The 25,388-nt window shown below is 61.5% G+C and carries 23 protein-coding genes; 5 read left to right on the top strand and 18 right to left on the bottom strand.

Features of this window, described 5'->3' with window-relative positions; translation table 11 throughout:
• Nucleotides 1-23: 23 nt before the first annotated feature.
• From fliI to fliF, 4 genes are read right to left on the bottom strand one after another with little or no spacing between them, the layout of a single operon-like run.
• Nucleotides 24-1,424 (bottom strand): flagellar protein export ATPase FliI, encoded by a 1,401-nt coding sequence (gene fliI, locus GTP45_RS16900; RefSeq protein ID WP_161015054.1) that lies wholly within the window; start codon nucleotides 1,422-1,424, stop codon nucleotides 24-26.
• A gap of 4 nt (nucleotides 1,425-1,428) precedes the next feature.
• Nucleotides 1,429-2,196, bottom strand: a complete 768-nt coding sequence (locus GTP45_RS16895; protein ID WP_161015053.1) for a flagellar assembly protein FliH — start codon at nucleotides 2,194-2,196, stop codon at nucleotides 1,429-1,431.
• A 2-nt stretch (nucleotides 2,197-2,198) separates the two neighbouring features.
• Nucleotides 2,199-3,197, bottom strand: coding sequence for a flagellar motor switch protein FliG (gene fliG, locus GTP45_RS16890; protein WP_072781382.1), 999 nt, complete (start codon nucleotides 3,195-3,197; stop codon nucleotides 2,199-2,201).
• Complete coding sequence (gene fliF / locus GTP45_RS16885; protein WP_161015052.1) at nucleotides 3,190-4,935, bottom strand: flagellar basal-body MS-ring/collar protein FliF; 1,746 nt, start codon at nucleotides 4,933-4,935, stop codon at nucleotides 3,190-3,192. Before fliF ends, fliG begins: the two co-directional genes overlap by 8 nt.
• 164 nt (nucleotides 4,936-5,099) lie before the next feature.
• Here fliF and fliE point away from each other — a divergent pair, with 164 nt between their 5' ends.
• Nucleotides 5,100-5,444 (top strand): flagellar hook-basal body complex protein FliE, encoded by a 345-nt coding sequence (gene fliE / locus GTP45_RS16880; protein ID WP_161015051.1) that lies wholly within the window; start codon nucleotides 5,100-5,102, stop codon nucleotides 5,442-5,444.
• Between the two features lie 107 nt (nucleotides 5,445-5,551).
• Here the strand turns inward: fliE and GTP45_RS16875 are convergent, their stop codons facing one another.
• The 11 genes from GTP45_RS16875 to GTP45_RS16825 all read right to left on the bottom strand — a co-directional run bounded on the left by GTP45_RS16875 (nucleotide 5,552) and on the right by GTP45_RS16825 (nucleotide 17,860).
• Nucleotides 5,552-6,310, bottom strand: coding sequence for a flagellar brake protein (locus GTP45_RS16875; protein ID WP_161015050.1), 759 nt, complete (start codon nucleotides 6,308-6,310; stop codon nucleotides 5,552-5,554).
• 15 nt (nucleotides 6,311-6,325) lie between these two features.
• Complete coding sequence (locus GTP45_RS16870) at nucleotides 6,326-6,658, bottom strand: EscU/YscU/HrcU family type III secretion system export apparatus switch protein (protein ID WP_161015049.1); 333 nt, start codon at nucleotides 6,656-6,658, stop codon at nucleotides 6,326-6,328.
• Nucleotides 6,648-8,252: a flagellar hook-length control protein FliK gene (gene fliK, locus GTP45_RS16865; protein WP_161015048.1), complete on the bottom strand. Its 1,605-nt coding sequence runs from the start codon at nucleotides 8,250-8,252 to the stop codon at nucleotides 6,648-6,650. The genes GTP45_RS16870 and fliK overlap by 11 nt, the downstream gene beginning before the upstream one ends.
• 14 nt (nucleotides 8,253-8,266) lie before the next feature.
• Nucleotides 8,267-8,596: a flagellar protein FliT gene (locus GTP45_RS16860; protein ID WP_161015047.1), complete on the bottom strand. Its 330-nt coding sequence runs from the start codon at nucleotides 8,594-8,596 to the stop codon at nucleotides 8,267-8,269.
• Between the two features lie 3 nt (nucleotides 8,597-8,599).
• Nucleotides 8,600-9,037, bottom strand: coding sequence for a flagellar export chaperone FliS (gene fliS / locus GTP45_RS16855; protein ID WP_161015046.1), 438 nt, complete (start codon nucleotides 9,035-9,037; stop codon nucleotides 8,600-8,602).
• A 28-nt stretch (nucleotides 9,038-9,065) separates the two neighbouring features.
• Complete coding sequence (gene fliD / locus GTP45_RS16850) at nucleotides 9,066-11,759, bottom strand: flagellar filament capping protein FliD (RefSeq protein WP_161015045.1); 2,694 nt, start codon at nucleotides 11,757-11,759, stop codon at nucleotides 9,066-9,068.
• A gap of 196 nt (nucleotides 11,760-11,955) precedes the next feature.
• Nucleotides 11,956-12,342 carry a flagellar protein FlaG gene (locus tag GTP45_RS16845; RefSeq protein WP_161015044.1) on the bottom strand — a complete coding sequence of 129 codons (387 nt, stop codon included), beginning with the start codon at nucleotides 12,340-12,342 and terminating at the stop codon, nucleotides 11,956-11,958.
• A gap of 91 nt (nucleotides 12,343-12,433) precedes the next feature.
• Nucleotides 12,434-14,008, bottom strand: a complete 1,575-nt coding sequence (locus tag GTP45_RS16840) for a flagellin N-terminal helical domain-containing protein (protein ID WP_161015043.1) — start codon at nucleotides 14,006-14,008, stop codon at nucleotides 12,434-12,436.
• Nucleotides 14,009-14,304: 296 nt separating this feature from the next.
• Nucleotides 14,305-15,894 carry a sensor domain-containing diguanylate cyclase gene (locus GTP45_RS16835; RefSeq protein WP_161015042.1) on the bottom strand — a complete coding sequence of 530 codons (1,590 nt, stop codon included), beginning with the start codon at nucleotides 15,892-15,894 and terminating at the stop codon, nucleotides 14,305-14,307.
• 126 nt (nucleotides 15,895-16,020) lie between these two features.
• Nucleotides 16,021-16,668, bottom strand: coding sequence for a response regulator (locus GTP45_RS16830; protein WP_161015041.1), 648 nt, complete (start codon nucleotides 16,666-16,668; stop codon nucleotides 16,021-16,023).
• A gap of 13 nt (nucleotides 16,669-16,681) precedes the next feature.
• Nucleotides 16,682-17,860 (bottom strand): sensor histidine kinase, encoded by a 1,179-nt coding sequence (locus tag GTP45_RS16825; RefSeq protein WP_161015040.1) that lies wholly within the window; start codon nucleotides 17,858-17,860, stop codon nucleotides 16,682-16,684.
• Between the two features lie 134 nt (nucleotides 17,861-17,994).
• Here GTP45_RS16825 and GTP45_RS16820 point away from each other — a divergent pair, with 134 nt between their 5' ends.
• The 4 genes from GTP45_RS16820 to GTP45_RS16805 all read left to right on the top strand — a co-directional run bounded on the left by GTP45_RS16820 (nucleotide 17,995) and on the right by GTP45_RS16805 (nucleotide 21,937).
• Nucleotides 17,995-19,722, top strand: coding sequence for a TolB family protein (locus tag GTP45_RS16820; protein ID WP_161015039.1), 1,728 nt, complete (start codon nucleotides 17,995-17,997; stop codon nucleotides 19,720-19,722).
• A gap of 93 nt (nucleotides 19,723-19,815) precedes the next feature.
• Nucleotides 19,816-20,382 (top strand): transcription elongation factor GreB, encoded by a 567-nt coding sequence (gene greB, locus GTP45_RS16815; RefSeq protein WP_161015038.1) that lies wholly within the window; start codon nucleotides 19,816-19,818, stop codon nucleotides 20,380-20,382.
• 10 nt (nucleotides 20,383-20,392) lie between these two features.
• Complete coding sequence (locus GTP45_RS16810) at nucleotides 20,393-21,235, top strand: hypothetical protein (RefSeq protein WP_161015037.1); 843 nt, start codon at nucleotides 20,393-20,395, stop codon at nucleotides 21,233-21,235.
• Between the two features lie 63 nt (nucleotides 21,236-21,298).
• Nucleotides 21,299-21,937 (top strand): transposase, encoded by a 639-nt coding sequence (locus tag GTP45_RS16805; RefSeq protein ID WP_161015036.1) that lies wholly within the window; start codon nucleotides 21,299-21,301, stop codon nucleotides 21,935-21,937.
• 88 nt (nucleotides 21,938-22,025) lie between these two features.
• On the opposite strand, the gene GTP45_RS16800 is transcribed toward GTP45_RS16805, so the two are convergent.
• The 3 genes from GTP45_RS16800 to gmk form a co-directional block, all read right to left on the bottom strand.
• Nucleotides 22,026-24,362, bottom strand: a complete 2,337-nt coding sequence (locus GTP45_RS16800) for a RelA/SpoT family protein (protein WP_161015035.1) — start codon at nucleotides 24,360-24,362, stop codon at nucleotides 22,026-22,028.
• A gap of 80 nt (nucleotides 24,363-24,442) precedes the next feature.
• Entirely contained in the window at nucleotides 24,443-24,646 is a 204-nt protein-coding gene (rpoZ, locus tag GTP45_RS16795) for a DNA-directed RNA polymerase subunit omega (RefSeq protein WP_005665923.1), read from the bottom strand.
• A 29-nt stretch (nucleotides 24,647-24,675) separates the two neighbouring features.
• Nucleotides 24,676-25,314, bottom strand: a complete 639-nt coding sequence (gene gmk / locus GTP45_RS16790) for a guanylate kinase (RefSeq protein ID WP_161015034.1) — start codon at nucleotides 25,312-25,314, stop codon at nucleotides 24,676-24,678.
• Between the last annotated feature and the right edge of the window lie 74 nt (nucleotides 25,315-25,388).

Below are 25,388 nucleotides of genomic sequence, written 5' to 3'. Positions count from 1 at the left end.
TAGGTGGCGGAATACAGCGTCAATCAGTCGAATAGAGAGGTAAGTTGGCCTAAGCTCTCGCCCATGGTCACCCGTTCGGTGATCTGTTGTTGCAAGAAATTCTCGATGCGGTCATGTAATTGGATGGCCTGATCGAGCACCGGGTCGGTGCCGGCGGCGTAGGCGCCCACGCTGATCAGGTCGCGGCTGCGCTCGAAGCGCGAGAACAGTTGCTTCAGTTGGCGCGCCTTGGTCTGGTGCTCGTGCGAGGTGATTGAGTGCATGGCGCGGCTGATCGACTGCTCGATGTCGATAGCAGGGTAGTGGCCAGCCTCGGCCAGGCGGCGGTTCAGCACGATGTGGCCGTCCAGGATCGCGCGCGCCGAGTCGGCAATCGGGTCTTGCTGGTCATCGCCCTCGGTCAGCACGGTGTAGAAGGCAGTGATGGAGCCGCCGCCCATTTCGCCGTTGCCGGCGCGCTCGACCAGGATAGGCAGCTTGGCAAACACCGATGGCGGATAGCCCTTGGTAGCGGGTGGCTCGCCGATGGCCAGCGCGATCTCGCGTTGCGCCATGGCGTAGCGGGTCAGCGAGTCCATGATCAGCAGCACGTTCTGGCCTTTGTCGCGGAAATGCTCGGCAATGGCGGTGGCGTAGGCGGCGCCTTGCAGGCGCATCAGCGGCGGCGTGTCGGCTGGGGCAGCGACCACGACGGAGCGCGCCAAGCCTTCCTCGCCGAGAATTTGTTCGATGAATTCTTTTACTTCTCGTCCGCGTTCGCCGATCAGGCCGACCACGATGATATCAGCCTCGGTGTAGCGCGCCATCATGCCCAGCAGCACGGATTTACCGACGCCGGAACCGGCGAACAAGCCCATGCGCTGGCCGCGTCCGACGGTCAGCATGGCGTTGATGGAGCGCACGCCGACGTCCAGCGTTTCGGCGATCGGCGCGCGGCCCAGCGGATTGGCGGGGCGGGTATTGATCGGCGCGCTGTCGGAGGTGTTAAGCGGGCCGAGGCCGTCCAGCGGGCGGCCGGCGCCGTCCAGCACGCGGCCCAGCAGTTCGGGGCCGACCGGCAGATGGCGCGCGCGGTCGCTTGGGCGGCGGCGCGGGTGGGTCACGGTGCCCGGTTTCGGGATCGATGGCTCAACCGGGAACACGCGGGTGCCGGGCACCACGCCTTCCACGTCCGATTGCGGCATCAGGAACAGTTTGTCGCCCTCAAAGCCAACCACTTCGGCTTCAATTTTGCCGCCGGCCGGCAGCGGCACGGTGCAGGCCGCGCCGACGGCCAGGCGCAGGCCGACCGCTTCCATCACCAGCCCGGCCACGCGCGTAACGCGGCCGGAAATCTGCATCGGCTCAACAAAGCCGACTAGCTCGGCGCAATCGTTGAGGTAGGATTTCCAGCGTCCGGCGTGGGGATTGGCAACGGCGTCCATGATCTTAGGCCAGCCAGTCTACTTCTTTGCCCAGCGCGTGGCTCAGGCGTTGCCAGCGCGCGGCGGCGGTGGCGTCGATTTGGTTGGAGGCGGTATCGACCTTGCAGCCGCCACGGCCGACCGATGGATCTTCCACCACGCGCCAGCCGCCCTTGTCCAGCTCCTCGCCGATGCCGGCGCGCACGGTGGCGGCGTCGTCCGGGTGCAGCACCAGCAGGGCAGGTTGCTGCAGCACCGGCAGGTATTCGATGGCGTCGCGCACGATAGGCAGGATCAGCTCCGGCTTCACTTGCAGCGCGTTTTTCAGCATGCCCTTGGCCAGTTGCAGGGCGAGGTCGAGCACGTCGTTGGCGATCAGCTGATCGGCGTCATGCAGCGCGGTGCTGAAGCTGTCGGCCAGCGCGCGCATGTGCTGCAACTCTTCCTTGGTGGCTGCCTGGCCGGCCTCCATGGCTTCGGCATGGCCGTCCGCGTGACCGGCGGCGTGGCCTTCCTCATAGCCTTCCTTGCGCGCATCCTCGCGGATTTGCTCCAGTTCTTCCACGGTCGGGTAAGCGGTGGGCGGCGGCAGCGGCGGGCCCATTTCCATTTGTTCTTGCTGCGCCTGCAAGGCTTCCTGCACGCGCTGCTCGGCCTCGAGGCGGGCGTTTTCTGCATCGCGCTCGCGCTGTTCGGCCTCGCGCAGGGCGATCGAGCTGGGACGCTCGTCGCCAAACGAGGTCATCTCCCAGCGCTGAAACGCCGTCTGCTGTTCTTTGGAATGAATTACCATGTTTAAACGAAGGAATCCTCGCCTTTACCACCCAGCACGATCTGCCCTTCGTCGGCCAGGCGGCGCACGATTTGCAGGATTTGCTTTTGTTGCGTTTCCACTTCCGACAGGCGCACCGGGCCTTTCGATTCCAGGTCTTCGCGCATCATTTCCGATGCACGGGCCGACATATTCTTGAAGATCTTGTCGCGCAGTTCCTGCGACGCGCCTTTCAAGGCGATGATCAGCATCTCGGACTGCACCTCGCGCAGCAGCAGCTGGATGCCGCGATCGTCGATATCGATCAGGTTGTCGAACACGAACATCTCGTCCATGATCTTCTGCGCCATGTCGTTGTCGTAGTTCTTGATGTTGTCCATGACCGAGCTTTCCTGCTCGCCGGACATAAAGTTGAGAATCTCGGCCGCCGCGCGCACACCGCCCAGCGTCGATTTCTTGATGTTCTCGTTACCGGACAGCAGCTTGGTCAGCACGTCATTCAGCTCGCGCAGCGCGGCCGGCTGCACGCCGTCCAGTGTGGCGATCCGCAGCACCACGTCGTTGCGCAGGCGGTCGGTGAAGTTGCCGAGGATCTCGCAAGCCTGGTCGCGTTCGAGGTGAACCAGGATGGTGGCGATAATCTGCGGGTGTTCGTTGCGGATCAGCTCGGCCACGGATTGCGAATCCATCCACTTCAGCGATTCAATACCGGACGCGTCCTTGCCGCCCAGAATGCGCGACAGCAGCACCGAGGCCTTGTCGTCGCCCAGCGCCTTGGTCAGCACCTGGCGGATGTACTCGTCCGAGTCCAGGCCCACGGTGGAGGCGGCCGCCACCATATCGCGGAAATTGTCGAGCGTGCCGACCACTTCCTCGTGCGGCACGTTTTTCATGGTGGCCATGGCCGCGCCCAGCTTCAGCACTTCGCGCGGGCCGAGGAATTTCATCACCTCGGCGGCCTCGGTCTCGCCCATCGCCAGCATCAGGATGGCGGCTTTTTGCAGTCCGGTATTCTCAGTCATTTGCGCCTATCCATTCTTTAATCACGTTGGCAACAATACGTGGGTCTTCCACTGCCAGTTTCTTGGCCATGGCCAGGTTTTCGCGGTAGCCGCGGGCAGTGTTTTCTTCCATTTTGCGCAGCTCTTCTTCGGCGATGAGCGCTTCGTCCGGGCCTTCTTCGACCACTTCTTCCGGTACTTCCGGTTCCGGCTCGGGCGCGTTGATCTCGTCGATTTTCTTGAACACCGGGCGCATCATCGGGCGGACGATACGCAGCACGATGTACAGCAAGATCAGGGCGGTGATCAGGAACTTGGCGAAATCCTTGGCCATCGGCAAGTTGGCCGGGTCTTTCCACCATTCCGGCGGCGGCTCGTACGGCTTGTCGACGCCATCGAACGGCGAGTTGGCCACGCTGACGGCGTCGCCGCGGTCCTGGTTATAGCCCATGGCCTGGCGCACCAGGTCATTGATCTTGGCCATCTCCTCAGGAGTATAGGCCTTTACCGTAACTTTGCCGTCCTTATCGACGATGCGCTTGTAATTGACGGCCACCGCCACGGTCAGGCGGCGCAGGCCGCCCATGCCGCGCTGCTCGTAGCGCACGGTCTTGTCGACTTCGTAATTGGTAGTCGATTCCTTGTGGCTCGGGCCGGCGGCGGCGTTGGGGTTGACGGTGCCCGGCACGGTGCCCGGCGGCGGCGCGTTGGGGCCGTTGGCCTGGGCGGTCTGGTTGAGCGGGGCGGTGGCCGTGCCCGGCGGCTGGTTCGACAGCGCGCCCGGGATGCCGCCCGGATTCTGGGCATTGTTGTTGCCGTTGGTTTCGCTGGTCTGCTGGCTGCGGATGGCCGAGGCGGCCGGTGGCGAGTTCGGCTTGTAGTTCTCGGACGCTTGCTCGATCTTGGCGAAGTCGACGTCGGCCACTGCCTCGGCGCGCACATTGCCTTCGCCAACGATAGGGGTGACGATGGACTCGACCTGGCGGATCACCTGCGTCTGCAAGTCCTTGACGTATTTAAGCTGCTGCTCGTCGAGCTTGGCGTTGGCGGCTGCGCCAGGTTTATTCTGCTCAGAAATCAGGTTGCCGGCCTGGTCGACTACGGTGACGTTGGCCGGCGTCAGCTCGGCCACGCTGGACGCCACCAGGTGGATGATGGCGCCGGTTTGCTGCGCGTCCAGCATGCGGTTGGTGCGCAGGGTCACGATCACCGAGGCGGTTGGTTTTTGCTGGTCGCGCACGAACACGGACGGCTTCGGCAGCGCCAGGTGGACGCGGGCGTTTTCCACCGGCGCCAGCGACATCACGGAGCGGGCCAGTTCGCCTTCGAGTGCGCGCTGGTAATTGACTTGTTCGGCGAACTGGGACACGCCCAGTTTCTGGTTTTCCATCAGCTCGAAGCCGACCGTGCCGCCTTTCGGCAAGCCCTGTGCCGCCAGCTTGAGGCGGATGTCGTGCACCTGGTCGACCGGCACCAGGATGGCGGTGCCGTTGTCGGCGAACTTGTGCTTGATTTGCAGCTTGTCCAGCTCGGCCGTGATGGCGCCGCCGTCACGGTCGGTGAAGTTGGAGAACAGCACCGCGTATTCGGGCGGCTTGTTCCACAGGTACAGGCCGAACAGGATGGCGACGATGGCGGCAGCCCCGGCGGCGCGCAGGAAATTGCGGCCCATCGGCGTCTGGATGAAGGGCAGCTTCTCGGCGCCGTCGTCTTGCGCGCCGGCTGCTGTGTCGTTGTCGATTTCTTCCGCTACGGCCATGATCGTTGAGTCCCGGTGGAGGGTTCTATAAGGAATATCGCCATTATTGCTTGTATTTGGGAAATTCAATAGGGGGAATAAGGGGCCGTTTACCGTCCTGCTCGGAGGTGGGGGCTTGCGGACTCCTTGTTATTCTGTCAGCACGTATAAAAAAGGAGTCAGCAATGATTACAGGTGGAATTGACAGTAGTCGAATCCAAGCCATGATTGCGCAGCTACACGCGCACGCGACCAAGCCCGACCTCAAGCCGCCGGTGATTGCGACCGAGCCGCCGGCGGTGCCGAAGGCGGATTTTCAGGATGCCTTGAAAAAGTCGCTGGACGCGGTCAACGCCAGCCAGGTGGAAGCGGACGGCTTGAACAAGAAATTCGCCATGGGCGACGACACCGTCAGCCTGTCGGACGTGATGATCGCGCAACAAAAAGCCAGCATCAACTTCCAGGGCACGATCCAGGTGCGCAACAAGCTGGTGTCAGCCTACCACGACATCATGAATATGCAGGTGTGACGAAAAAAATAAGCTCCGGGGTCAGGTCCTCCATTTCTACACGAGCCCAGCCGTAGCAAAGACTATGGCTGGGCTCGTGTAGAAATGGAGGACCTGACCCCGGAGTTTTAACTTAAGCCGGCGATGCGGGCGTTGCGTTCGCGTTCCAGCTTGGTGATGTAGCGCTGGACGCTGGACAGCGCGCCGCGCGAGATGTTGACGAACTCGCAGCCCAGGCGGCGGTTGGTTTTGTTGTTCAGCAGGGTCAGATCGAGCGAATTGCGCACCTGTAGCGCGGTGGTGATTTGGCCGATCTCGGGCAGGTCGATTTTGCAATCGGCGTAGTTTTTGCCGATGGCGTCGCCCAGAATCATTTTGTTGTCGAGAATGGCAATTCCGCCGCAGCTGATGTCGGCCAGCGGGAAGGTGGTCGGGCCGCCCAGCTCGGCCGGTAAGACGATCTGCACTCGCACCGGGTTGGTCACCGGCGTGGCGATGCGGTAGTACTCGCGCCGCTGCAAGCGGATCAGCGTTGCCGGGAACGGGATTTTGAACGCCGGGTTGCCTTCAAACGTGGTCGATTCGATCTGGTCGGCCGCAAACAGGATGCGCACCTTGTCCAGCGTGGTTTCAAACGACAGCCGGCGCGAGGCCAGGATGCGCTTGTTCTGCTCCTGGTCGATCGAGCAATCAAGGTAGACGGTGTTGTTGGCGTCGTCGACGTCGAGGATGGAGGTCACGCAGACATCCGATTCGCCATGGATCAGCATGCGAATTAACTGGTTTTTTTCGCCGATACCGCGCAGCAGGGAGAAAATCTCCCGTCGTGATTCGACTTCAAAATCGTGCCAGTTTTCCAATTCCGCATCCTGAAAGTGAGGGTACATCTAAAGCCGTTTCGGTCAAATTTCGGTCAAGGGGATGCTGGTGTCCGGTGCGGGCGGCAGGGGCAAGCCAGACTTTTGCGCTGCTTCAATATGATATAGCCAGGCCAACAGTTCCGCAATTGTACGATAAAGGATGGGTGGGATCTGTTGGTCTAGATCAACTTCCATGAGCAGGGACACAAGCTCTTTCGACTCGTGGATGGCCACGCCGGCCTCCTGCGCCACGTGGATGATTTGCTCGGCCACCAGCCCGCGGCCTTTCGCGACCACTTTCGGCGCAGGCTTGCCGGTGTCGTAGGCCAGCGCCACGGCTTGCTGCAGCGGCTTGCGCGGGGCTTCATCCGCCATGATCGTCCTCCTGGCTGATGGTCAGCGAGGACAGCGGCGCACCGGCTGCCGCCATCGCGCTTTCCAGCTCGCCTGCGTAGGCGCGCAGGGTGACGGCGCTGCCGTCGCTGTCGGTTTGCACCTGGATGTGGACTTGGTCGCCCACCAGCGTGACTGCGGCCGAGACCGCGCCCAGCATCGGCAGGCGGAAGCGCACACCGCTGCGCCAGATTTGTTCCGGCTCGCCGTCGGTCTCGCCGCCTTCCTTGCCGCCTTCGCGCTGGTCGCGCCGCACGTCCCACTGCATTTCCTGCCCCGGCCACGCCTGGCCGTGCCACAGCACGCGGTGCTGTTCCTGCGTGTGCAATTGCTGGTTGATCATTTGCGCGGCGCTGAGGTCGGGGCCGTTGTTGGCGGCGCGCGCAGCTTCGCCGCCTTGTTGCAGCAGGCGCTGCATTTGCGGCTCGCGCATCAGGTCGGCGATTGGGCGCTCGCCCTTGGCCCATTCGGCCACGTGGGATTCGTAGAACAGGCCGCTTTTGGAAATGGTGTCGTGCAGCTTTTGCGCCAGCGCGTCGGTGTCGGGCGCGGCGTTGCCGAATAGCGCAGTTTTGCCGATCAGGGCTGCTTGCGCCGCTTGTCCGGCTTGCGCGGTGCTGAGGATGGTGGTCAGCACGCGCGCGGCGCTGCTCAGCGTCGGCTGCGGCGTGTTGGCACTGAGCTCGGGCAGTTCGCTGGCCGGCGTCAGCGGCGCTTTGCCGAGCAGGGTGGCGGCCAGGCTTTGCGGTTTGACGGCGTCGGCAGGAACTGCGGAGCCGGCAGTCCCGGCGGCCAGTGTGGCGGCGGCCTGCGCTGCTGCTGCGCCTGCAGGCGTAGCCAAGGCGGCGGCCGGATTCGGGATGGCGGCATTGCCCGCAGCGACCGCTGGACGGCCTTGGGCGGCGGCATTGGCCGGCGTGTCGGGGGCGTCAGCGGCGGCGCCAGCTCCGGCACCTGCGCCGGCCGGCAATCCGGGGCGGCCAGCGGCGGCATTGCCGGCAGCACCGGGCGTACCAGCTGCGTTGCCAGTAGCAGGTGTATTGGGTGCGCCAGGTTTGAGCTGGCCGGGAATGCCATCGCCATCGGCGGCGGCCTCGGCGCCATCGCCTGTTGCAGGGGCGCCGGGTTGGCCGGGCGCGCCTTGGGCCGCGCCGCTGGCCGGTTTGCCGCTGCCCGGCACGTAGACTGCCGCGCCTTGCGACGGCAAGCTGCTTGCCGCTTCGCCGCCCTCGGCGGTTCCAGCATCGGTGTACAGCAGGGTAGGGGCGCTGCCCGGCGCGCTATTGCCAAGCTGGAAGGTCGGGCGCGGCTGGGCGCTGAGTACGGTCAGCGGCACGCTGGTGCCGACCTGCGTATCGCCCGGCAACATCAGGCGCACGGAATTCTCGGCTACCTTGACCAGGTAGCTGCCATCCTTGAGCTTGGAGAGTACCTCGGCCGGCACGGTCTGGCCGACCAGGCTTTGGATGGCGCGCTGGAAGGCCGCCTGGCGGCCATCGCCAATGGCGACGCCGGCACCGGCCCCGTCCGCCGGCTTGACCGGCGTGACGATGGCGGCGTCCAGGCGCGGCAACATGGCGCGCGCCTGCTTTAGACGCTACCGTAGGCGGTCACGACGCGCCGTTCAGTGCCGGTGGCATTAATCAGTTTGGACAGCTGGGCCATCCACGGCATGGTCAGGTCGCGGATTTGGCGGTCGGCGTTGAGCATCTGGCGGATCAGTTCAATTTTCCGTTCGCGTTCGGCGCCCGTCATGGGCAGCGGCGCTTCCTGGTCGCGCAGCGTTTGCACGTGGGCCGCGCAGCGCTGTTCAAGCAACACCAGCGCGTCCCAGTCGCTGCGGGTGGCGGCTTGCACCATCTGCTCGGTCAGGTCGGCCATCGCGGCGTACACGGATAAAACATCTTGAATCGTCATCATAAATCAGGCGCTCGCGAGGTTATTGGTCGGTTGGATGCCGGTGGCGGCAGGGGTGTCGGCGATCGCGTTCCAGGCGTCGCGCAACTCGGTCAGCAAGCGCTGCACTTCTTCGATGATGCTGGGATCGTTGTTGAGATTGGCCGTCAGCAAGCGCGCGCTCATGTACTCGTACAGTGCGTCCAGCCCCTCGGCAATCTCGCCGCCGGCCTTCTTGTCGAGCGCGGCGCGCAAGCCGCTGTCGATGATCATGATGGCCTTGGAGATGGATTTGCCCTTCTCGCCGATATTGCCACTGCGCATGCCGTTCAATGCCGTGCTCAGCGCGACCAGCGCGCCGTCGAACAGCATCACGATCAGCTTGTGCGGACTGGCGGCGACCACGCCGGTTTCCATGCCAACCTTGGCATAGGCGCTCACGCCAGTTTGTCGAGATCCGAACATTCTTTATCTCCTGTTTAATCGTTGGCGGTCAGGCTTTCGCCATGGCCGCAAACTGCTGCGTCAAGAATGACGCGGTGGTGTTCATGCTGGCGATCGTCGTGTCAAGCGTCGAGTATTGATCGCGGTAGCGCTTTTCGATATCGGTCAGGCGATCGCTGAACGCGGTCTTCTGCTTTTCGATATCCTTGACGGTCTTGTTCAAGCCGGTAGTGCGGCTGGTGATGGCGCCGTCGCTGCCGAGGTAGCCGGAGGCCAGTGTGTTGAGCTGGTAAGCGTAGCCCTGCGAGAAGCCGAAGCTGCCGCGCGAGCCGGTGGTGTCGCCGGCAATGGTCAGCTTCAAGCCCTCGATCGGTGCGCCGGCCGCGCCGGTCAGGGTCTGGCCGTCGCCGGTGGCGGTGTAGCCGCCAATGGTGCCGGCCACGTCCTTGCCATCGACCGAGGTGCCAGTGCCGAACACGGTGGCCACCGAGGTGCCGGTGGCGGTGTTGATGTGGATGTTGGACTTGGAACCATAGCGTGTCGAATTGAGCTTGAGCGTGCCGTCGTCGCCGACGGTGGCGGTCACGGTGGCGCCGGCCGACGAGAAGGCGCTCACGCCGTTGATGCTCGACTGCAGCATGGTTGCCAGCTGGCTCGGATTGTAGGTGCCGGCCGGCAGGGTAATGGTGGCGGTGTTGTTGACGTTGGATGGAACGGTATCGTTCAGCGTGACCGTCCAGGTGGTGTCGGCGTCGATGGTAGTCTCGGCCGGCAGCACGGCGGTGCCTTGCAGCGTGCCTTGGGTAGCCAGCTGGGTAATGTCGACGCGGTAGTCGCCAGCCTGCGTCTTGCCGGTCGAACTGACGAATTTGATGTCGGGGTCGGTACCGCGGCCGACCGCCGCGAACAAGCCGGCGATGTCGCCGTAGTTGTCGTTGATCGCCTTGCCGAGCTTGCTGTTGTCGAGCGTCAGCGTGCCGTCCTTCTGGAACGAGATGCCGATCTGCGACAAGTTGGTCAGCTTGCTGCCTTCCAGGCCGGTAATCGAGCTCGACATCTCGCGGCGGATCGACGCGCTCAGGTTGCGGATGGTCGAGTCGCCCAGCAGCGGGCCGCCGGTCTTGGTATCGGCGTTGTAGCCACTCAGCTGGTTGATCTGCGAATTGAGGTCGTTGTAGGCCTTCACGAAACCGCTCACCGAACTGTTCAGCGCGGACGAATCCTTGGCGATGGTCAGCGTGGTGCTGCCGGTTTTCAGCGTGCTCAGGGTGACGCCGCTAATCGCGCCCGAGATACCGGCGCTGGAACTGGTGACGTCGATGCCGTTGACGGTGGCCTTGGTGTCGGCCGCCGCCGCCTTCTGGCTCAGGTTTTGCGTGCCGGCCGGGTCGTAGCCCAGCAGCGCCTCCAGCGCCGGATCAGCCGGATTGCCGCCGGAGCCACTGAGCGAGATCTTCATGGTCGAGCTGGCGCCGGTGGCGCTCGAGGTCAGGATCAGGCGGTTCGGCGTGGCATTGGTGCCGGTCGAACCGTCCGAGACGATGCTGGCGGTAACGCCGAAGTTGCCCTTGTTAATGGCCGCAACAATGCCCGCCAGCGTGTTGTTGCTGCTGTCGATGACGATGTTGCCGCTGGTGCGGGTCGAGTCGGCCGCGAAGCTGGCGCCGAGGTAGGCGCCGCCCACGCCGGCGGTGAAACCAGCGCCGGCCGGGTTGGTGCCGCCCACCGAGATCGGGCTGCCGTCGGCCGAGATCAGCGAGATCGAGCTGACGGCGGTGGTGCTGGAGCCGATATTGGCGACGCCGGCGGCGTTGCCGATGCCGCCGGTGACGGTGCCCGTCGACGAGACCGCCTCGGCAATGGCGATGTTGGAGCCGTCGGCATTGGTGAATTGCAAAGTGCCATCGGCCGCAGTGCCGGTGACGGTGATGTTGGCGTCGGCCAGTGCGCGGGCGACAGCCGTGTTGCCGGTCAGCGCGGCGTCGAGCGAGGCGGCGGTGATGCCGCTGCCGCCAGCCACGCCAGCCGCTTGCACGGCAATTTCCACACCGCCCACCGACAGCGAATAGGTGCCGCCGCCGCTGGTGTCAATGTCGCCAAAGGTCGAGGCGCCGCCGCTGCCGAACAGGGTGGCGCTGGTGACGGTGGCGGCGGCCTTGGCCGAGACGCCGGTGGTGGTGCTCTTGGCATTGATGGCGTCGGCCAGCAAGCGGGCGCTGCGGGTGGTGCCGTCGGTGGCAATCGCGGTGTTATTGATGGTCAGCGCGCCCGGCGTCAGGCCGCCGGTGCTGAGGCTGGCGCCCAGCGCGGTGCCGGTAATGCCGAAGGTGCCGCCGCTGACGGTGCCCAGCGAGAAGTTGATCGTGGTCTTGGCACCGGTGCCGATGGCGGCCGTGGTGGTCTTGTAGCCGCCCGAGGCCAGCGTTTGCGCCTGCGCCACCTGGGTGACGTTGATGCGGTAGCTGCCGGGAATCGCGGTGCCGGTGGCCGTGGCAGTAAGGATCGAGTTATCGCCGGGCGTGGCCGACATGGTCTGGAAGCCGGACAGTGAGGTCAGGCTGGACAGCGAGGACTGGAACGAGCCGAGCGCGCCCGACAGGTTGCCGAAAGCCGAGACCTGCGCCAGGTAGCTGGCCGACTTCTTGTCGAAATCTGCCAGTGGCGCAGACTCCACCGCCATCAGCTTACTGACGATGGTGTTGACGTCGATGCCTGAGCCGATGCCGGGAGAAGAGATGCCCACGTTGTACTCCTGTGTAAAACAATAATATAAGACAATATCGGCAGAATCAAACCGGACTTGAGAGGGGAGAAAACCCGCCACTTCAGGCAAAGCTGAAAAAATAGGCAGTGTCTATGGTAAAGCTGGGCGGGGCGGCGCTCCCGGAGTCAGGATGCCACAGAAGAGAAAAAAGCGGCGCGCGCAAGGCGCAGCCGCTTCAGGCGGTTTGCGAGATCAGCAGACCGGTGCCGGATTTCGACTCCAGCGATTTGGCAATTTCCAGCGCTTCCGGCGACGGGATCTGGCGCAGCACTTCCTTGGTGCTTTGGTCGATCACTTTCACCACGGTGCGCTTGGTGTCGCTATCCACGGAAAACTCCAGCCCTTGCGACTTGGCCTGGGCCGACTTGTTCAGTTGCGACACGGCTTCGTTGACTTGGTCCAGCGTCGGGGCAGCCGACGGCGCCTTCACGGCAGCGGCGGTCTCGACGGCAGTGGCCGGTGCCCGTGCAGCACCCTGCGCGGCGGCGGCGTCTGAACTGACCGGCGCGCGCTCGGTGGCGGTGCGGGCCGTGGTGGCCGAGCCTATGGTATCGATAGTCATGATGCTTCCTTTACGAAAAATCCCCGACTGACAAAATCAGCCGGGGAACCTGGTTACGGCGGCGCTTGCGGCGCCGTCTCATCCCCGGATTTTAGCCACGCAGCAGCGACAGCACGCCGTTCGGCAGCGAGTTAGCTTGCGCCAAGATCGCAGTACCAGCTTGTTGCAGGATCTGGCCGCGGGTCAGGCTCGCGGTTTCTGCAGCGAAGTCGGTATCTTGAATACGGCTACGCGAGGCAGACAAGTTCTCGGTGGCGGTGTTCAGGTTCGAAATCGTCGACGCGAAACGGTTCTGGATCGCACCCAGTGCAGCGCGGTTGCTGTTGATCTGGTTCAGTGCCGAGTCGATGGTTTTCAGCGCAGCGTTCGAACCGTCCACGGTGCTCACATCCAGCTTGGCAACCGATTGCAGGTCGGAACCGAAGGAGTCGCCAGCGGTGCCGCCCAACACGGCGTTGCCAGTCGAGCTGATCGAGAAACCGGAGTCCGAAGAGAAGGTCAGCTTGCCACCCACAGTGACCGAGTTACCGCCACCCGATACTGGGATAGGAACGGTAGCGGCCGGAACCGAGGCGGTGCTGCCGTTGGCCGGGGTTTCCGCGCCAGCGATGGATGCTGGGCCGAGGCCAGTCAGCGCGTCCGTCAGGTCGTTGCTGATATTGATGTCGTCGCCGTTGCTGTTGTTCAGAACCAGCGAGGACACGCCAGCGCCGTCTTTCTTGATCGACGCGGTCACGGCGGTGGTGCCGCTTTGCGCATTGATTGCTTGCGCGAGAGCTGACAAGTCGCCGCCAACTACTTTGGCCGAGATGGTGACTGCTTTCGAGGTTGCATCGTTGGCCACAGAGTTGGCGCCGCGCAGGTCGAACTGTACTGCACCATCGGCGATGCCGGTGATGGTGGCGGTGGTCGATGCTTGCGCGGTGACGCCGGTGGTGCCGCTCAGACCATTGACGTTCGCAGCAATTTTCGCGGCACTGTCGCCCGGGGTGGTGCCGGTGAGGCCTTTAACGGTCAGGGTGGTGCTGATGCCATTGCCGGACTTGATGGTCAGGGTTTCGTCGGCGGCAATGTTGTTGCTGCCGGTGGCATTCGACGCTGCTTGCGACAGAGTGGTTGCCAGCACGTTGCCGGTTGCCGATTTCAGGGTGTTGTTACCCAGATCGGTCGCCTTGGCCGATTGCACGCCGATGTTGATGGTCTGGCCGGAGTTGGCGCCCACCTGGAATTGCGACGAGGTCAGCGAGCCGTCCAGCACGTTCTGGCCGTTGAACTGGGTGGTGTTGGCCACGCGGTTCAGTTCGTTCGACAGGGCCGACACCTCGTTCTGGATCGACTTGCGGTCGGAATCGGAGTTGGTGCCGTTGGCCGACTGAACGGCCAGTTCGCGGATACGCTGCAGCAGGTCGCCGGCGGTGCTCAAGCCACCCTCGGCCGTTTGTGCCAGCGAGATACCGTCGTTGGCGTTACGCGCAGCCGTGGTATTGCCGCGAATCTGCGACGTGAAACGCTCGGAAATAGCCAGACCTGCAGCGTCGTCTTTTGCGCTGTTGATGCGCAGACCGGACGACAGGCGTTGCAGCGAGGTCGACAGACTAGCTTGCGAGGTGGTCAGGTTACGTTGCGAGTTCAGCGATGCAATGTTGGTATTGATGACTTGTGCCATGATGATTCTCCAAGATACTACGTGTTGGGCTGGGTGCTCATTTCACTTTGGTCTGCCTCCGCGTTCCGAGACAATCAAACCGCTGTTGAAGCTGGTAACGGGTTCCCATGTGGAAAGTTTAGGGAGAAAACGGCGGAAAATTTTTGCCTGCAGGGCTAAAGTTCGCTACACATGAGCGTCTAAACGACGCCAAAAAAAGAAACTTTAGGGCGAAAAAAAATTTATTTCGCTAATGTTTTTGGGCAAAAAAAGCCCGGCGCGGGGCCGGGCGGGGGATTTCGCAGAGGGAAGCCGCTTCAGTCGGCCACCACCACGCGGTTTTTGCCGGTTTGCTTGGCGGTGTACATGGCCTTGTCGGCGCGCTTGACCAGCTCGGTTTGCTCCTCGTTTGGGCGGCGCAGAGCGACACCGGCCGAGAAGGTGATCAGCACTTTCTCGTTGTCGTGCAGGAAGAAGTGCTTGGTCAGCTCGCGCTGCAGGCGGGTCATGGTGGAAGCGGCCGCTTCGACCGTGGTTTCCGGCATCAGGATCAGGAACTCTTCGCCGCCGAAGCGGGCGATCACGTCCATCGAGCGCAGCGTGTCTTTGACGATTTTCACCAGGTGCTTCAGTGCGGCGTCGCCGGCAATGTGGCCGTAGGTATCGTTGAGCTTTTTAAAGTCGTCCAGATCCAGCACGGCGATGCACAGCGGCGTGCCGCGGCGGTCGGAGCGCGCGGTTTCGCGCTCGAACACGTCGTCGAGGCCGCGGCGGTTCAGGCTGCCGGTCAGCTGGTCTTCGCGCACCAGCTCGCTCAAATGCTGGAGCTTGGCTTCCAGCGTGTGGATGCGGGCTTCGGCGTCCTGCACTTCCTGCTTGGCCAACATCATCTTGTCGCGCGCCTTGAGCGCCTCGTTCTGGACGATGCGGGTTTCTTTCAGCACTTCATCCAGGATGCTGTTCAGTTCGGAGATATTGTCGGCCTTGCTGATCTTGTCCGAGTAGCCGCCGATCTTCTCGTGGAAGTCGCCGGTCGAGGCCGCCACTTGGCCGAGCCGGTCGATAAAGGTCATCATCATGTTCTTGACGGTGAGCTTGACGTCCGACAGGCTGTGCTTGAGCTGGCCCTGCTTGTATATCACTTCCTTCAGGCTGCGCGTGGCTTCTTCCAGCGCGCGCACGTCGAGCGGGCCGGCGATCAGGTTCTGCACCGCTTCGATCTGGCCGCGCAGCCAGCTATCGTCGTCGAGCAGCTCGCTGACGTTTTCCAGCAGCAGCTTGAACAGGCGCAGCAGCAGTTCTTGCTGCTCGCCGCTGTCGCCGCCGCGCAGTTCGATCTGGTAGCACAGCTGTTTCAGGCGCAGGGCGATTTCGGCCAGCGCTTCCTCGCTGTGGGCGACCTTGGTGGCCGCGCCCAGCGATTCGGCTTCGGCGGCCAGTACTGGCGCGCCGGCCAGCAGCGAGGCCACGGCAAAAGTCAGGGTACGGCTCAGCAGGTCGCGCAGGCTGCGGGTCTGCTCGTTTTCTTCACCCGGCAGGCCGGCCACTTCGATGCCTTTTTTCGGCGCGACCATGTGCTTTTCGACCAGCTGCGATAGCGCGCGCGCATAGCCGTCCCAGTCGCGGGTTTTGACGGCGCGGTTGAAGCGGCGGCCAAACTCGGCCAGGTCGCCGGTGTTCTCGGTCATGCGGGTGGCAAACTGGCTCAGTACCGATTCCGGCCCCGGGTCGCTGCTGCCCAGCGGAGCGGGCGTCGCCGCCGGCTCGGGCGTTATACCGGCAATTTCGTTGTAAATGTCGCGGTAAGCTTCCGGCGTCGGCGCAATGCGGCGCACGGCGAGGCGGCGGAACGCTTCACGCGCGATCTCGGCCGGATTTTGCTCGGGAGTGTTGGGTTTGCTGGACATGGTGACGCACGGGCCTCTTCAGGGATTACCAATTACGCCAATGATAAGCTTGATGTCCGGCCGGCAATACTTCAATAAGGGGCGGGAAGGTGGCTTTCATCTCCGTATGCCTATCTTAACCCTTGCTCATTCAATGAGCTGATTTTTGATTGCGTAGTGGGTTAATTCAGCGCTGTTTTTTAGCTTCATTTTAACCAAAAGCCGGGCCCGGTACTCGCTCACTGTCTTGACCGACAGCGATAATTCCTTGGCGATGGTGCCTACCGTCTTGCCGGAGGCGATCATGGTCAGGGTTTGATACTCGCGGTCGGACAGGGTCTCGTGCAGCGGCGCTTCGTGGTCGTCGTTGACGTGGTTGGCCAGCTCCTGCGCCAGCGCCGCGCTGATGTACTTGAGGCCGCTTGCCACCTGGCGGATCGCCGTCACCAGCTCCTTCGGCGCGCTTTGCTTGGTCAAATAGCCGGCCGCACCGGCTTTCAGCGCGCGAATGGCGTACTGATCCTCGCGGTGCATGGACAGCATCAGCACTGCCAGCTCCGGCTTTTCCTTCTTGATTTGTTTCAGCACCTCGATACCGTTGCGGTCAGGCAGCGAGATGTCGAGCAGCATCACTTGGCACTCGGACTTGCGGAACAGCTTGATGGCGTCCAGTCCGTTTTCAGCTTCGCCCGCGACCACGATGTCGCGCGTCTCCGCCAGAATTTGCTTCAAGCCCTCTCGCACAATGGCGTGGTCATCCGCGATGAAGACCTTGATGATGGCTTTTTCTGTCATGAATCCCTACACATTATTTCGTCGTGGAAATGTTTTCTTCCGCTATTGTAGCGCCAGCAGCGGCTGCGATGAGGCTATCGCGTACCGTATCGCGCTTTATTTTGATGGCGACCACCGTGCCGCCGCCATTGGCGTGGCTTAGCGTCAACGTCCCGCCCAAAGCGCGGGCGCGCTCGGCCATGCCGCGCAGGCCGAATGAGTCAGGCTTGGCGCGGTCGGCCTGGCGAATGCCGCTGCCGTTGTCGGCGATTTTCAGGCTGACGTGATGGCGCAGCCGCGCCAGCTTGACCGTGACCTTGCTGGCGTGGGCGTGCTTGGCGATATTGGTCAGCGCTTCCTGCGCGATGCGGAACAGGGCAGTGGCTTGGTCGTTGTCGAGGCCGATGTCGCGGTGGTTGGTGCTGAAACTGCTGTGGATGCCGGTTTGCTTGCCGAACTCGCCCACTTGCCACTCCAGCGCCGCCACCAGACCGAGGTCGAGCAGGGCCGGGCGCAGGTCGAGCGAAATGCGGTGGATGGCTTCGATGGTGCGGTCAACCAGCGAATCAACGTAATCGGTTTTCTCTTGCAGGGCTGGGTCGGCGCCATCGAGCCGCGCCGCCAGCATGGCGACGGCCATCTTGATGGCGGTGAGATTGCCGCCCAGTTCGTCGTGAATCTCGCGCGCGATGCGGGTGCGTTCCTGTTCCTTGACGCGGTCGGTGTGGGCGCTCAGCTCGGCGAGGCGGGCGCGCGAGTGGCGCACTTCCAGCTGCTCCAGCTTGCTATCGGTGATATTCGTCATGATGCCGTCCCAGCGCACCGCGCCGTCCGGCAGCGTATGCGGGGTGCAGCGCAGATTAATCCACTTCACGTCCTTCCACGCATCGACCCAGATCCGGCCCTCCCAGTTCCAGCTCCACAGCGCAGTGGCCGAGGTGTGCATGGCCTCGCGGTAAGACTGGCGGTCGTCTTCAAGAATCAGCTCTACGAAGCGCTGCGGCGCGGCATGCAATTCGGCGGCGGTCAAGCCGAGCAGGGCTTGGCAACCGTCGCTGAGATAGGGGAAATTGACCGTGCCGTCGGCATGCAGCACGAACTGGTAGACCAGTCCGGGCGTATTGGAAACGATGGCGTCAAAGCGCGCGCGCACTTGCTCCAGTTCGGCGCGTAGCGACTGTAAGTCGCCTTGGGGGAGGGGTGTTGCACTCATGGCATGAATGATACGGCAAAGCCGTTAGATCTCCCGGTGATTTTTTTTCACTGAGCAGTAGTTACTTTTTATGTAATTTCAGCTATATTTCTCTGTGGAAATTTCTTTTTTTGGAACTTTTATAAGGAAGATTCATGCAAACTCAAAAGGTAGCTCGTGGCGTTCTCGTGGCCTCCCTGCTCGGCGCGTGCTCGGCGGCGTTAGCAGTACCCGACCCTATCGTCAACATTATTCCTTTGCCGAATAGCAATACCCCCGCGAATCCATCGGTTAGTAACGACGGCCGATATATCGCTTATCGCGTTGGCGTGGGTGGTTTCATTAACATTTATGTTCGCGATACCGTCACTGGTCAAGATGTGCAGGCAAATCTACGTGTCACTGACGGTAGCCCGGTAAATGCTGCCTGTGATTCGCCTGTCATGAGCGGCGATGGCCGCTACGTCGCATTTGGTTGCCGTGCCACCGAGATGGGCGCTGTGACGACCGCCAATGTAGGGTATTTCGTCTATGACCGTATCGCTAATCGGACTGAGCTTGTTCCGGATCTCGGGAGTGATATACCACTAGTGCTTGCTTTTACAGGGCTAAGTAAAGATGGACGCTACCTTGTTTTTAGGACAGCGAATACAACGACTCGCGCTTGGAAGATCCACGTACGCGATTTAGTCAATAAGACGACAACGACAACGACGGCTCAATATGCAGGCGTTCCAGGTGAGTCGCGGATGTATATCAGTGACGATGGGCGCTTGATTACCTACACTGGCCGGTTCGATGTAAATCAGACACCTGTAGAACTTTTAGTGTTTGATAGAACCACTGGCATCACAGAGATCCAGAGTTTGCGGCCTAATGGAGGGCGCGGCTTATATGGCATACGCGACGTTTCGGCTAGTGATGATGGGATGACAGTTGCCTTTGTATCGAACGATAATCAACTGGTTACCCCCGCTGGTCCGAATGCATTAGCTATCTATGTGCGTAATCGTCGTAGCGGCGTGACTGAATTGATGGACCGTAACTTGACTACGAATCTCTACATGAATGCGCTCAGTGGCAATGGGCGATATGTGGCCTATGCAAACATCACAGTGAAGGTCTATGACCGTTGGACTAAGATGACTCGCAGTATTCCAGCTCCAGGAGTGAGCTCATCTACTTATCCTCGCATGAGTTCCGACGGGCGCTACGTGGTGTTTAACTGTGCACGCACCGCTGCCGCTGGCGGTGGCCAATGCATGGGGTATGTCGATATGGGCGTTGCGCCAGATGTGAAACTTTCGACCAAGCAGTTGGCACTCACGGAAGGCGGGATCGCCGGCACGTACACAGCGGTGCTGACGCAGGCACCTACCTCCGATGTGAAAGTGAAAGTGGCAACGAGCAGCCAATTGGCTCTCGCGCGTACTGAACTCACCTTTACGCCGCTGAACTGGAGTACTCCGCAGGTCATCAGCGTTCAAGCTGTACAAGATGGCGTAGCGGAAGGATTGCACACTGCGAATCTGACGCATACCGTCACCAGCGCTGACGTCTACTACTCGGTGATTCCATCCATGAGCGTGAGTGCAGCAATCTCGGATGCGGTCGTGCCGACGATAGTGTTGCCACAAGAGGCTACTTGGGATAAACCCGAGTTGCCATTGACGGGCGTTGCGTCGCCGGGCGCTACGGTCCTGCTGACCGCAGTCAATCGCGATACCGGCTGGCTGACTTCCGCCAGTATCGTTGCTGATTCCCAGGGAAATTGGAGCTACACGCTGACAGGACTGACCAGTGGCGTGTTTGACCTGGATGCACAAGCAGATGGCATCAAGAGTGCTGTCAAGACAGTAACGGTAACGCTGCCGACAAATTAATTGTGACGGCCACCGGCAGGGCATCGCACGCGTGATGTCCTGCTGTTATTGCTGCGGCATGTATCATACGTGAAAGCCGTTACAATAATCCGTATGAATAAAGCATTTGTCAAAGAATCTGACGGAGACGAGGATGACGAGGCCGCGGCGCTGGCCTTGGCGATTCCGGCTGGCTCCAAGAATTACATCCGCCCCGAGGGCTATCAGCGCATCAAGGACGAGCTGTTGCAACTGATCGACGTCGAGCGTCCCGAGGTTGTAAAGATCGTGCACTGGGCCGCGTCCAACGGCGACCGCTCGGAAAACGGCGACTACATCTACGGCAAGCGCCGCCTGCGCGAGATCGACCGCCGCATCCGTTTTCTCACCAAGCGCTTGGACTCGGCCTTCATTGTTGACCCGAGCGCCCATTATGGCAGCGACCAGGTGTTCTTCGGCGCGACCGTCACTTACAGCAATCAGGACGGCGAGGAGCGCACCATCACCATCGTCGGCATTGATGAGCTGGATCCGCTGAACGGCAAGATCAGTTGGGTTGCGCCGGTGGCGCGCGCGCTGACCAAGGCGCGCGAGGGCGACACCATCACCTTCCAGGCGCCGCACGGCGTCGAAGAGCTGGATATTCTGGAGGTGCGCTATCCTGCGCCGGTTGCCGATTAAGCTGTTGCGTATGCTGGCGCTGCTGGGCTGGCAGGGTGTGGCGTGGGCGGTTGATATCTACACGCTCGACATGAACTCCAGCAAATCCAGCTTCAGCGACAGCCACGTGCTGCGGCTGGTGACGGCGGCCCTGGATGCGTCCAGCGCCAAATACGGCCCGTACGCATTCCGCGTCGCGCCGATGCGCATGGAGCGCGACCGGCTACTGCAAGAAATGATCAAGGGTGAGCTGGTCAACCTGAGCGGGCAAGTGACGTCGCAGGAGTGGGAGCAAAAGCTGCTTCCGATCCGCATTCCCATCGACAAAGGGATCTCGTGCTATCGGATTTCGCTGATCGACAGCCGCAACCAGGATTTATTTAACGCCGTACGCTCGCTGGATCAATTGAAAGCGCTCACGCTGGGCGCCGGGCGGCAATGGAGCTTGACCACGACCTACAAGCAAGCGGGCTTCAACGTGGTGGAGGGCAGCACCTCGGCTGGGCTGCACAGCATGCTGGCGGCGGGGCGCTTCCAATATTTTCCGCGCGCGATTGATGAGGCTATCTACGAGCAGGAAGCCTATCAGCCCAACTTCCCCACCTTGATCGTGGAGCGCAGCTTTGCGCTGTACGTGCCATCGCCGCGCTACTTCTTCCTGGGAGGCGGGCAGAAACGCTTGGCGCAGCGGCTGGAGTACGGCATGCAGATGCTGATTGCGGACGGCCGCTTCGACCACCTCTTCCACGAATTCTACGACGGCTTGATCGAGAAAGCCGGCCTGCGCAAGCGCCGCATCTTCCGTGTCGACAACCCTCTGCTTTCCCCGCAAACCCCGCTGTCGAACAAGGCGTACTGGTACACGCCTTATTGAGCGGTATCAGAGCGTGGCCTTCCCAGGCTTGCTAGTTTGGCGAGACACTTTGGGAGAGATATCATGCCTCGACATTCACGGTTGGTATTGCCGGCGGTTCCGCTGCATGTGATTCAGCGCGGATATGACCGGCAGCAGTGCTTTTTTATTGATGATGATTTTGTCGTGTTTCGGCAGTGGCTGCATGAGGAGGCGGTGATCGCGGGCTGCGATGTGCATGCGTATGTGTTGATGAGTAATCATCTGCATTTGTTGGTGAGTGTGGATGATGCTGAGCGGCTGGCTGGGATGATGAAGGGCGTGACGCAGAAGTATGCGCAGTATTTCAATCATCGTCATCAGGCGACGGGATCGCCTTGGGATGGGCGGTATAAGAGTTGTCTGGTACAGACGGAAGGGTATTTGCTGACGTGTCAGCGGTATATCGAGATGAACCCGGTGAGGGCGGGGATGGTGCGGTTTCCGGGGAATTACAAGTGGTCGAGTTATCGTTCGAATGCGGAGGGGAGGCGGGATGGGGTAGTGACGCCGCATTCGGTGTATATGCGCTTGGGAATGAATGACTCTGAGCGACGGCAGGCGTATATGAGGCTGTTTCAGGAAACCCTTACCCCAATGCAGATTGCAGAAATTCGCGCTGCCGCGAATGGGAATGGGGTTCTTGGGGATAAGGGTTTCATCGCGTCCACCCCGCGAACTTAAGCGATACGCATGCCGTACCACTTAGGGGTCTGACCCCGTACGGGGTCAGACCCCGCGTGGCAGTGCGGGTTGGCGTGGCAGTGCGGGGTCAGCTACGCTCGCGCAGGATGCGGTTGACGCCGGCCACGCGGCGCACGTTGCGCAGCAATCCCGCAAGGTGCACGCGATCCTTCACCTGCACGGTGAAGCGCAACTGGTGCAGCACGTGTTCTTTATCCTCGTCCATGCCGACGTAAGTGATGTTGGCATCCGATTCGCCGATCTCCGCCGCCACACGCGCCAGAATGCCTTTCTCGTTGTTGATCAGCAGCTTGATGCGGCTGTCGAAACGTCGATTCAACTCGGTGCCCCACTTGACCGCGATCCAGCGATCCGGCTCCTTGGCCTTCTGGCGCTTTGCCTGCATGCAGTCCGCCGTGTGCACCAGCAAGCCCTGATCGCGGCGCAACTGCCCGATAATCGAATCGCCCGGAATCGGCAGGCAGCACGGCGCCAACTGCACCGACACGCCTTCACTACCGCAGATGGTAACCGGATCCAGCTCAGCCGCGCTGTTGTGATCAATCGGCGCACTGGCCGACTCGCCACCGCGCAGACCAAAGATATGGCGTGCCACCAGCGCCGCCATGCGCTTGCCGACGCCGATATCGGCATACAGCTCATCCAGCGACTTGGCGCTCGACTCTTTCAACAGCCGCTCGACCAGGTGCTCTTCCAGTTCCGGGCTCACGCCCAGCGAGGTCAGCGCATGTGACAACAGCTGCTGGCCCAGCGCAATCGACTCCGGCAAATTGATCGTGCGCAGGTGATGGCGAATCGCCGAGCGCGCCTTGCCGGTACGCACGAACGACAGCCAGCTTGGGCTAGGCCGCGAGGTCGAATCCGTCACAATCTCCACGATATCGCCATTGCGCAGCTCAGTGCGCAGCGAGGCCGGTTCATTATTGATGGTGACCGACACCGTGTGATCGCCAATGCCGGTGTGGATCGCGTACGCAAAGTCGATCGGCGTCGCGCCGCGCGGCAGCGCAATGATTTTCGATTTCGGCGTGAACACGTAGACCGAATCCGGGAACAAGTCGACCTTGACGTGTTCGAGGAACTCGGCCGAGTCGCCGGTCTGCTGCTGGATGTCGAGTAGCGATTGCAGCCACGCGTGGGTACGCTGCTGCAAGTCCGACATATTCGCTTCGCCGTTTTTGTACAGCCAGTGCGCCGCCACGCCCGATTCGGCGGTGCGATGCATTTCCTGCGTGCGGATCTGGAATTCGACCGGCGTGCCGTACGGGCCAATCAGCGTGGTGTGCAGCGACTGGTAGCCGTTCAGCTTGCGGATCGCAATGTAATCCTTGAACTTGCCCGGCATCGGCTTGTACAGCGAGTGCAGGGTGCCCAGCGCCACGTAGCAATTCGGGAAGCTGTCGACCACCACGCGGAAGCCGTACACGTCCAGCACCTGCGAGAACGACAGGTGCTTGATGCGCATTTTCTTGTAGATGCCGTACAGGGTTTTCTCGCGGCCATACACCTCGGCCTCGATATTGGCCATGGCCAGCGTATTCTTTACCGATTCCAGGATCTTCTTGACCACTTCGCGGCGATTGCCGCGCGCCGCTTTCACGGCCTTGCCCAGCGTGCGATAACGCAGCGGGAACAGGTGCGCAAACGACAGATCCTGCAATTCGCGGTAGATATTGTTCAGGCCGAGACGGTGCGCAATCGGCACGTACACTTCCATGGTCTCCTTGGAGATGCGGGCCTTGGCGGCCGGCTTCATCACATCCATGGTGCGCATATTGTGCAGGCGGTCGGCCAGCTTGATCAGGATCACGCGCACGTCCGAGGCCATGGCCAGCAGCATCTTGCGGAAGTTTTCCGCCTGCGCCTCGATCTGGCTTTGGAACTCGATTTTTTCCAGCTTGGACAAGCCATCCACCAGATTCGCCACCGGCGCGCCGAAGCGCTCGATCAGCTCTTCCTTCTTGACGTCCTGGTCTTCCATCACGTCGTGCAGCAGCGCGGCCATGATGGCTTGCGCGTCCAGCTTCCAGTCGGCGCAAATTTCCGCTACGGCGATCGGGTGCGAGATGTAAGGCTCGCCCGACTTGCGCAACTGCCCAAGGTGCATTTCGTCCGAAAAGCGATACGCTTCCTTGACCTTTTTCAGGTCGGCGGCGTTCATGTATTCAGCAAGTTTTTCGGTCAAATGGGACACCGACGCTACACCGGCCGTCAAGGCAGGAGGCGTGGCCAGGGGCGACGAGGAAATCACGGGTGGGGCAGGGGGAGGAACAGGTGGTGCGGACAGGTTGGCAGTGCTATCGCTGGCTGCAGCTCCAGGCATGACAACGGCCGGCTTTTGGGCCGGCTTTTTTGCCCGTGCGGGCTTGTCACTTAGAGTAGGATCTGCAGGAATCAGATTCATACGTTCGCGTTCCGTCTCGATGAGAATGTCTAGTACTACTATACCGCATCATTCACATTGTTCGGGAACGCGGTCCCAACTTACATTGGGACTTTTTTCAACATTTCCAGACCGACTTTGCCGGCAGCGATTTCACGCAGGGCGACGACGGTAGGTTTGTCCTTGGCTTCGACCTTTGGGGTGTGGCCTTGCAGCAGTTGGCGGGCGCGGTAGGTCGCGGCCAAGGTCAGCTGGAAACGGTTAGGTACGTTTTTCAGACAATCTTCAATCGTAATGCGGGCCATCTATAACTCCTAAAATCTTGTGTATTTATTTATTCAGCGTGGATGCCCAGTTGGGCAAAGAGCGAGGCGTTGCGTGCCGCTTGTTGCGCAAACCGGCAACGGGCCGCTCGGACTATCGCCGTCAATTCCGACAGCGCTACGTCGAATTCTTCGTTGATAATAGCATACTCGAACTCAGGGGCGTGGGCGATTTCGCCGCCTGCCGCCAGCAGGCGCTTGGTGATCACGTGCGGCTCGTCGGTGGCGCGTTTATTCAGGCGTTCTTCCAGCGCTGCAATCGACGGCGGCAAGATGAAAATGCCGGCCGCTTGCGGGAACAATTTCTTCACCTGGCGCGCGCCTTGCCAGTCGATTTCCAGCAGCACGTCGGTGCCGGATTTCATCTGTTCTTCCACCATCAGGCGCGAGGTGCCGTAGTAATTGCCGTGCACTTCGGCCCATTCGAGGAACTCACCGTTCTTGGTGCGGGCGACGAAATCTTCGGCGCTGGTGAAGTAGTACTCCTTGCCGTGGGTTTCGCCCGGACGCGGCGCGCGGGTGGTGGTGGAAATCGACAGCTTGATGGTCGGTTCCTGCGCCAGCAGCGCGTTGACCAGCGTCGACTTGCCGGCGCCCGACGGCGCGGCCACGACGAACAGGCTGCCCGAAAATGCGTTGGTTGAGCTCATGGTTGATCTTTCAAAATCGTCAGCGGGCGGCGTTTTCCATCGCCCAAAGACGTATTTTACCAAGAGCAACGGCG

Source organism: Duganella rivi (assembly GCF_009857435.1).
Lineage (GTDB): Bacteria > Pseudomonadota > Gammaproteobacteria > Burkholderiales > Burkholderiaceae_D > Rugamonas > Rugamonas rivi.
The sequence above is the reverse complement of the archived record's forward strand: the minus strand, read 5'-3'. Positions and strand labels throughout refer to the sequence as shown.

Excerpts from the sequence above, each read along its gene's own strand:
- GTP45_RS16830 (WP_161015041.1), bottom strand. The coding sequence starts at position 16,668 with ATGACAGAAAAAGCCATCATCAAGGTCTTCATCGCGGATGACCACGCC.
- GTP45_RS16835 (WP_161015042.1), bottom strand. The coding sequence starts at position 15,894 with ATGTCCAGCAAACCCAACACTCCCGAGCAAAATCCGGCCGAGATCGCG.
- GTP45_RS16845 (WP_161015044.1), bottom strand. The coding sequence starts at position 12,342 with ATGACTATCGATACCATAGGCTCGGCCACCACGGCCCGCACCGCCACC.
- GTP45_RS16805 (WP_161015036.1), top strand. The coding sequence starts at position 21,299 with ATGCCTCGACATTCACGGTTGGTATTGCCGGCGGTTCCGCTGCATGTG.
- GTP45_RS16860 (WP_161015047.1), bottom strand. The coding sequence starts at position 8,596 with ATGATGACGATTCAAGATGTTTTATCCGTGTACGCCGCGATGGCCGAC.
- rpoZ (WP_005665923.1), bottom strand. The coding sequence starts at position 24,646 with ATGGCCCGCATTACGATTGAAGATTGTCTGAAAAACGTACCTAACCGT.
- fliE (WP_161015051.1), top strand. The coding sequence starts at position 5,100 with ATGATTACAGGTGGAATTGACAGTAGTCGAATCCAAGCCATGATTGCG.
- fliS (WP_161015046.1), bottom strand. The coding sequence starts at position 9,037 with ATGTTCGGATCTCGACAAACTGGCGTGAGCGCCTATGCCAAGGTTGGC.
- GTP45_RS16825 (WP_161015040.1), bottom strand. The coding sequence starts at position 17,860 with ATGAGTGCAACACCCCTCCCCCAAGGCGACTTACAGTCGCTACGCGCC.
- fliK (WP_161015048.1), bottom strand. The coding sequence starts at position 8,252 with ATGTTGCCGCGCCTGGACGCCGCCATCGTCACGCCGGTCAAGCCGGCG.
- GTP45_RS16810 (WP_161015037.1), top strand. The coding sequence starts at position 20,393 with ATGCTGGCGCTGCTGGGCTGGCAGGGTGTGGCGTGGGCGGTTGATATC.
- GTP45_RS16800 (WP_161015035.1), bottom strand. The coding sequence starts at position 24,362 with ATGAATCTGATTCCTGCAGATCCTACTCTAAGTGACAAGCCCGCACGG.
- GTP45_RS16820 (WP_161015039.1), top strand. The coding sequence starts at position 17,995 with ATGCAAACTCAAAAGGTAGCTCGTGGCGTTCTCGTGGCCTCCCTGCTC.
- GTP45_RS16875 (WP_161015050.1), bottom strand. The coding sequence starts at position 6,310 with ATGTACCCTCACTTTCAGGATGCGGAATTGGAAAACTGGCACGATTTT.
- fliF (WP_161015052.1), bottom strand. The coding sequence starts at position 4,935 with ATGGCCGTAGCGGAAGAAATCGACAACGACACAGCAGCCGGCGCGCAA.
- fliI (WP_161015054.1), bottom strand. The coding sequence starts at position 1,424 with ATGGACGCCGTTGCCAATCCCCACGCCGGACGCTGGAAATCCTACCTC.
- gmk (WP_161015034.1), bottom strand. The coding sequence starts at position 25,314 with ATGAGCTCAACCAACGCATTTTCGGGCAGCCTGTTCGTCGTGGCCGCG.
- fliG (WP_072781382.1), bottom strand. The coding sequence starts at position 3,197 with ATGACTGAGAATACCGGACTGCAAAAAGCCGCCATCCTGATGCTGGCG.
- GTP45_RS16870 (WP_161015049.1), bottom strand. The coding sequence starts at position 6,658 with ATGGCGGATGAAGCCCCGCGCAAGCCGCTGCAGCAAGCCGTGGCGCTG.
- GTP45_RS16840 (WP_161015043.1), bottom strand. The coding sequence starts at position 14,008 with ATGGCACAAGTCATCAATACCAACATTGCATCGCTGAACTCGCAACGT.
- greB (WP_161015038.1), top strand. The coding sequence starts at position 19,816 with ATGAATAAAGCATTTGTCAAAGAATCTGACGGAGACGAGGATGACGAG.
- GTP45_RS16895 (WP_161015053.1), bottom strand. The coding sequence starts at position 2,196 with ATGGTAATTCATTCCAAAGAACAGCAGACGGCGTTTCAGCGCTGGGAG.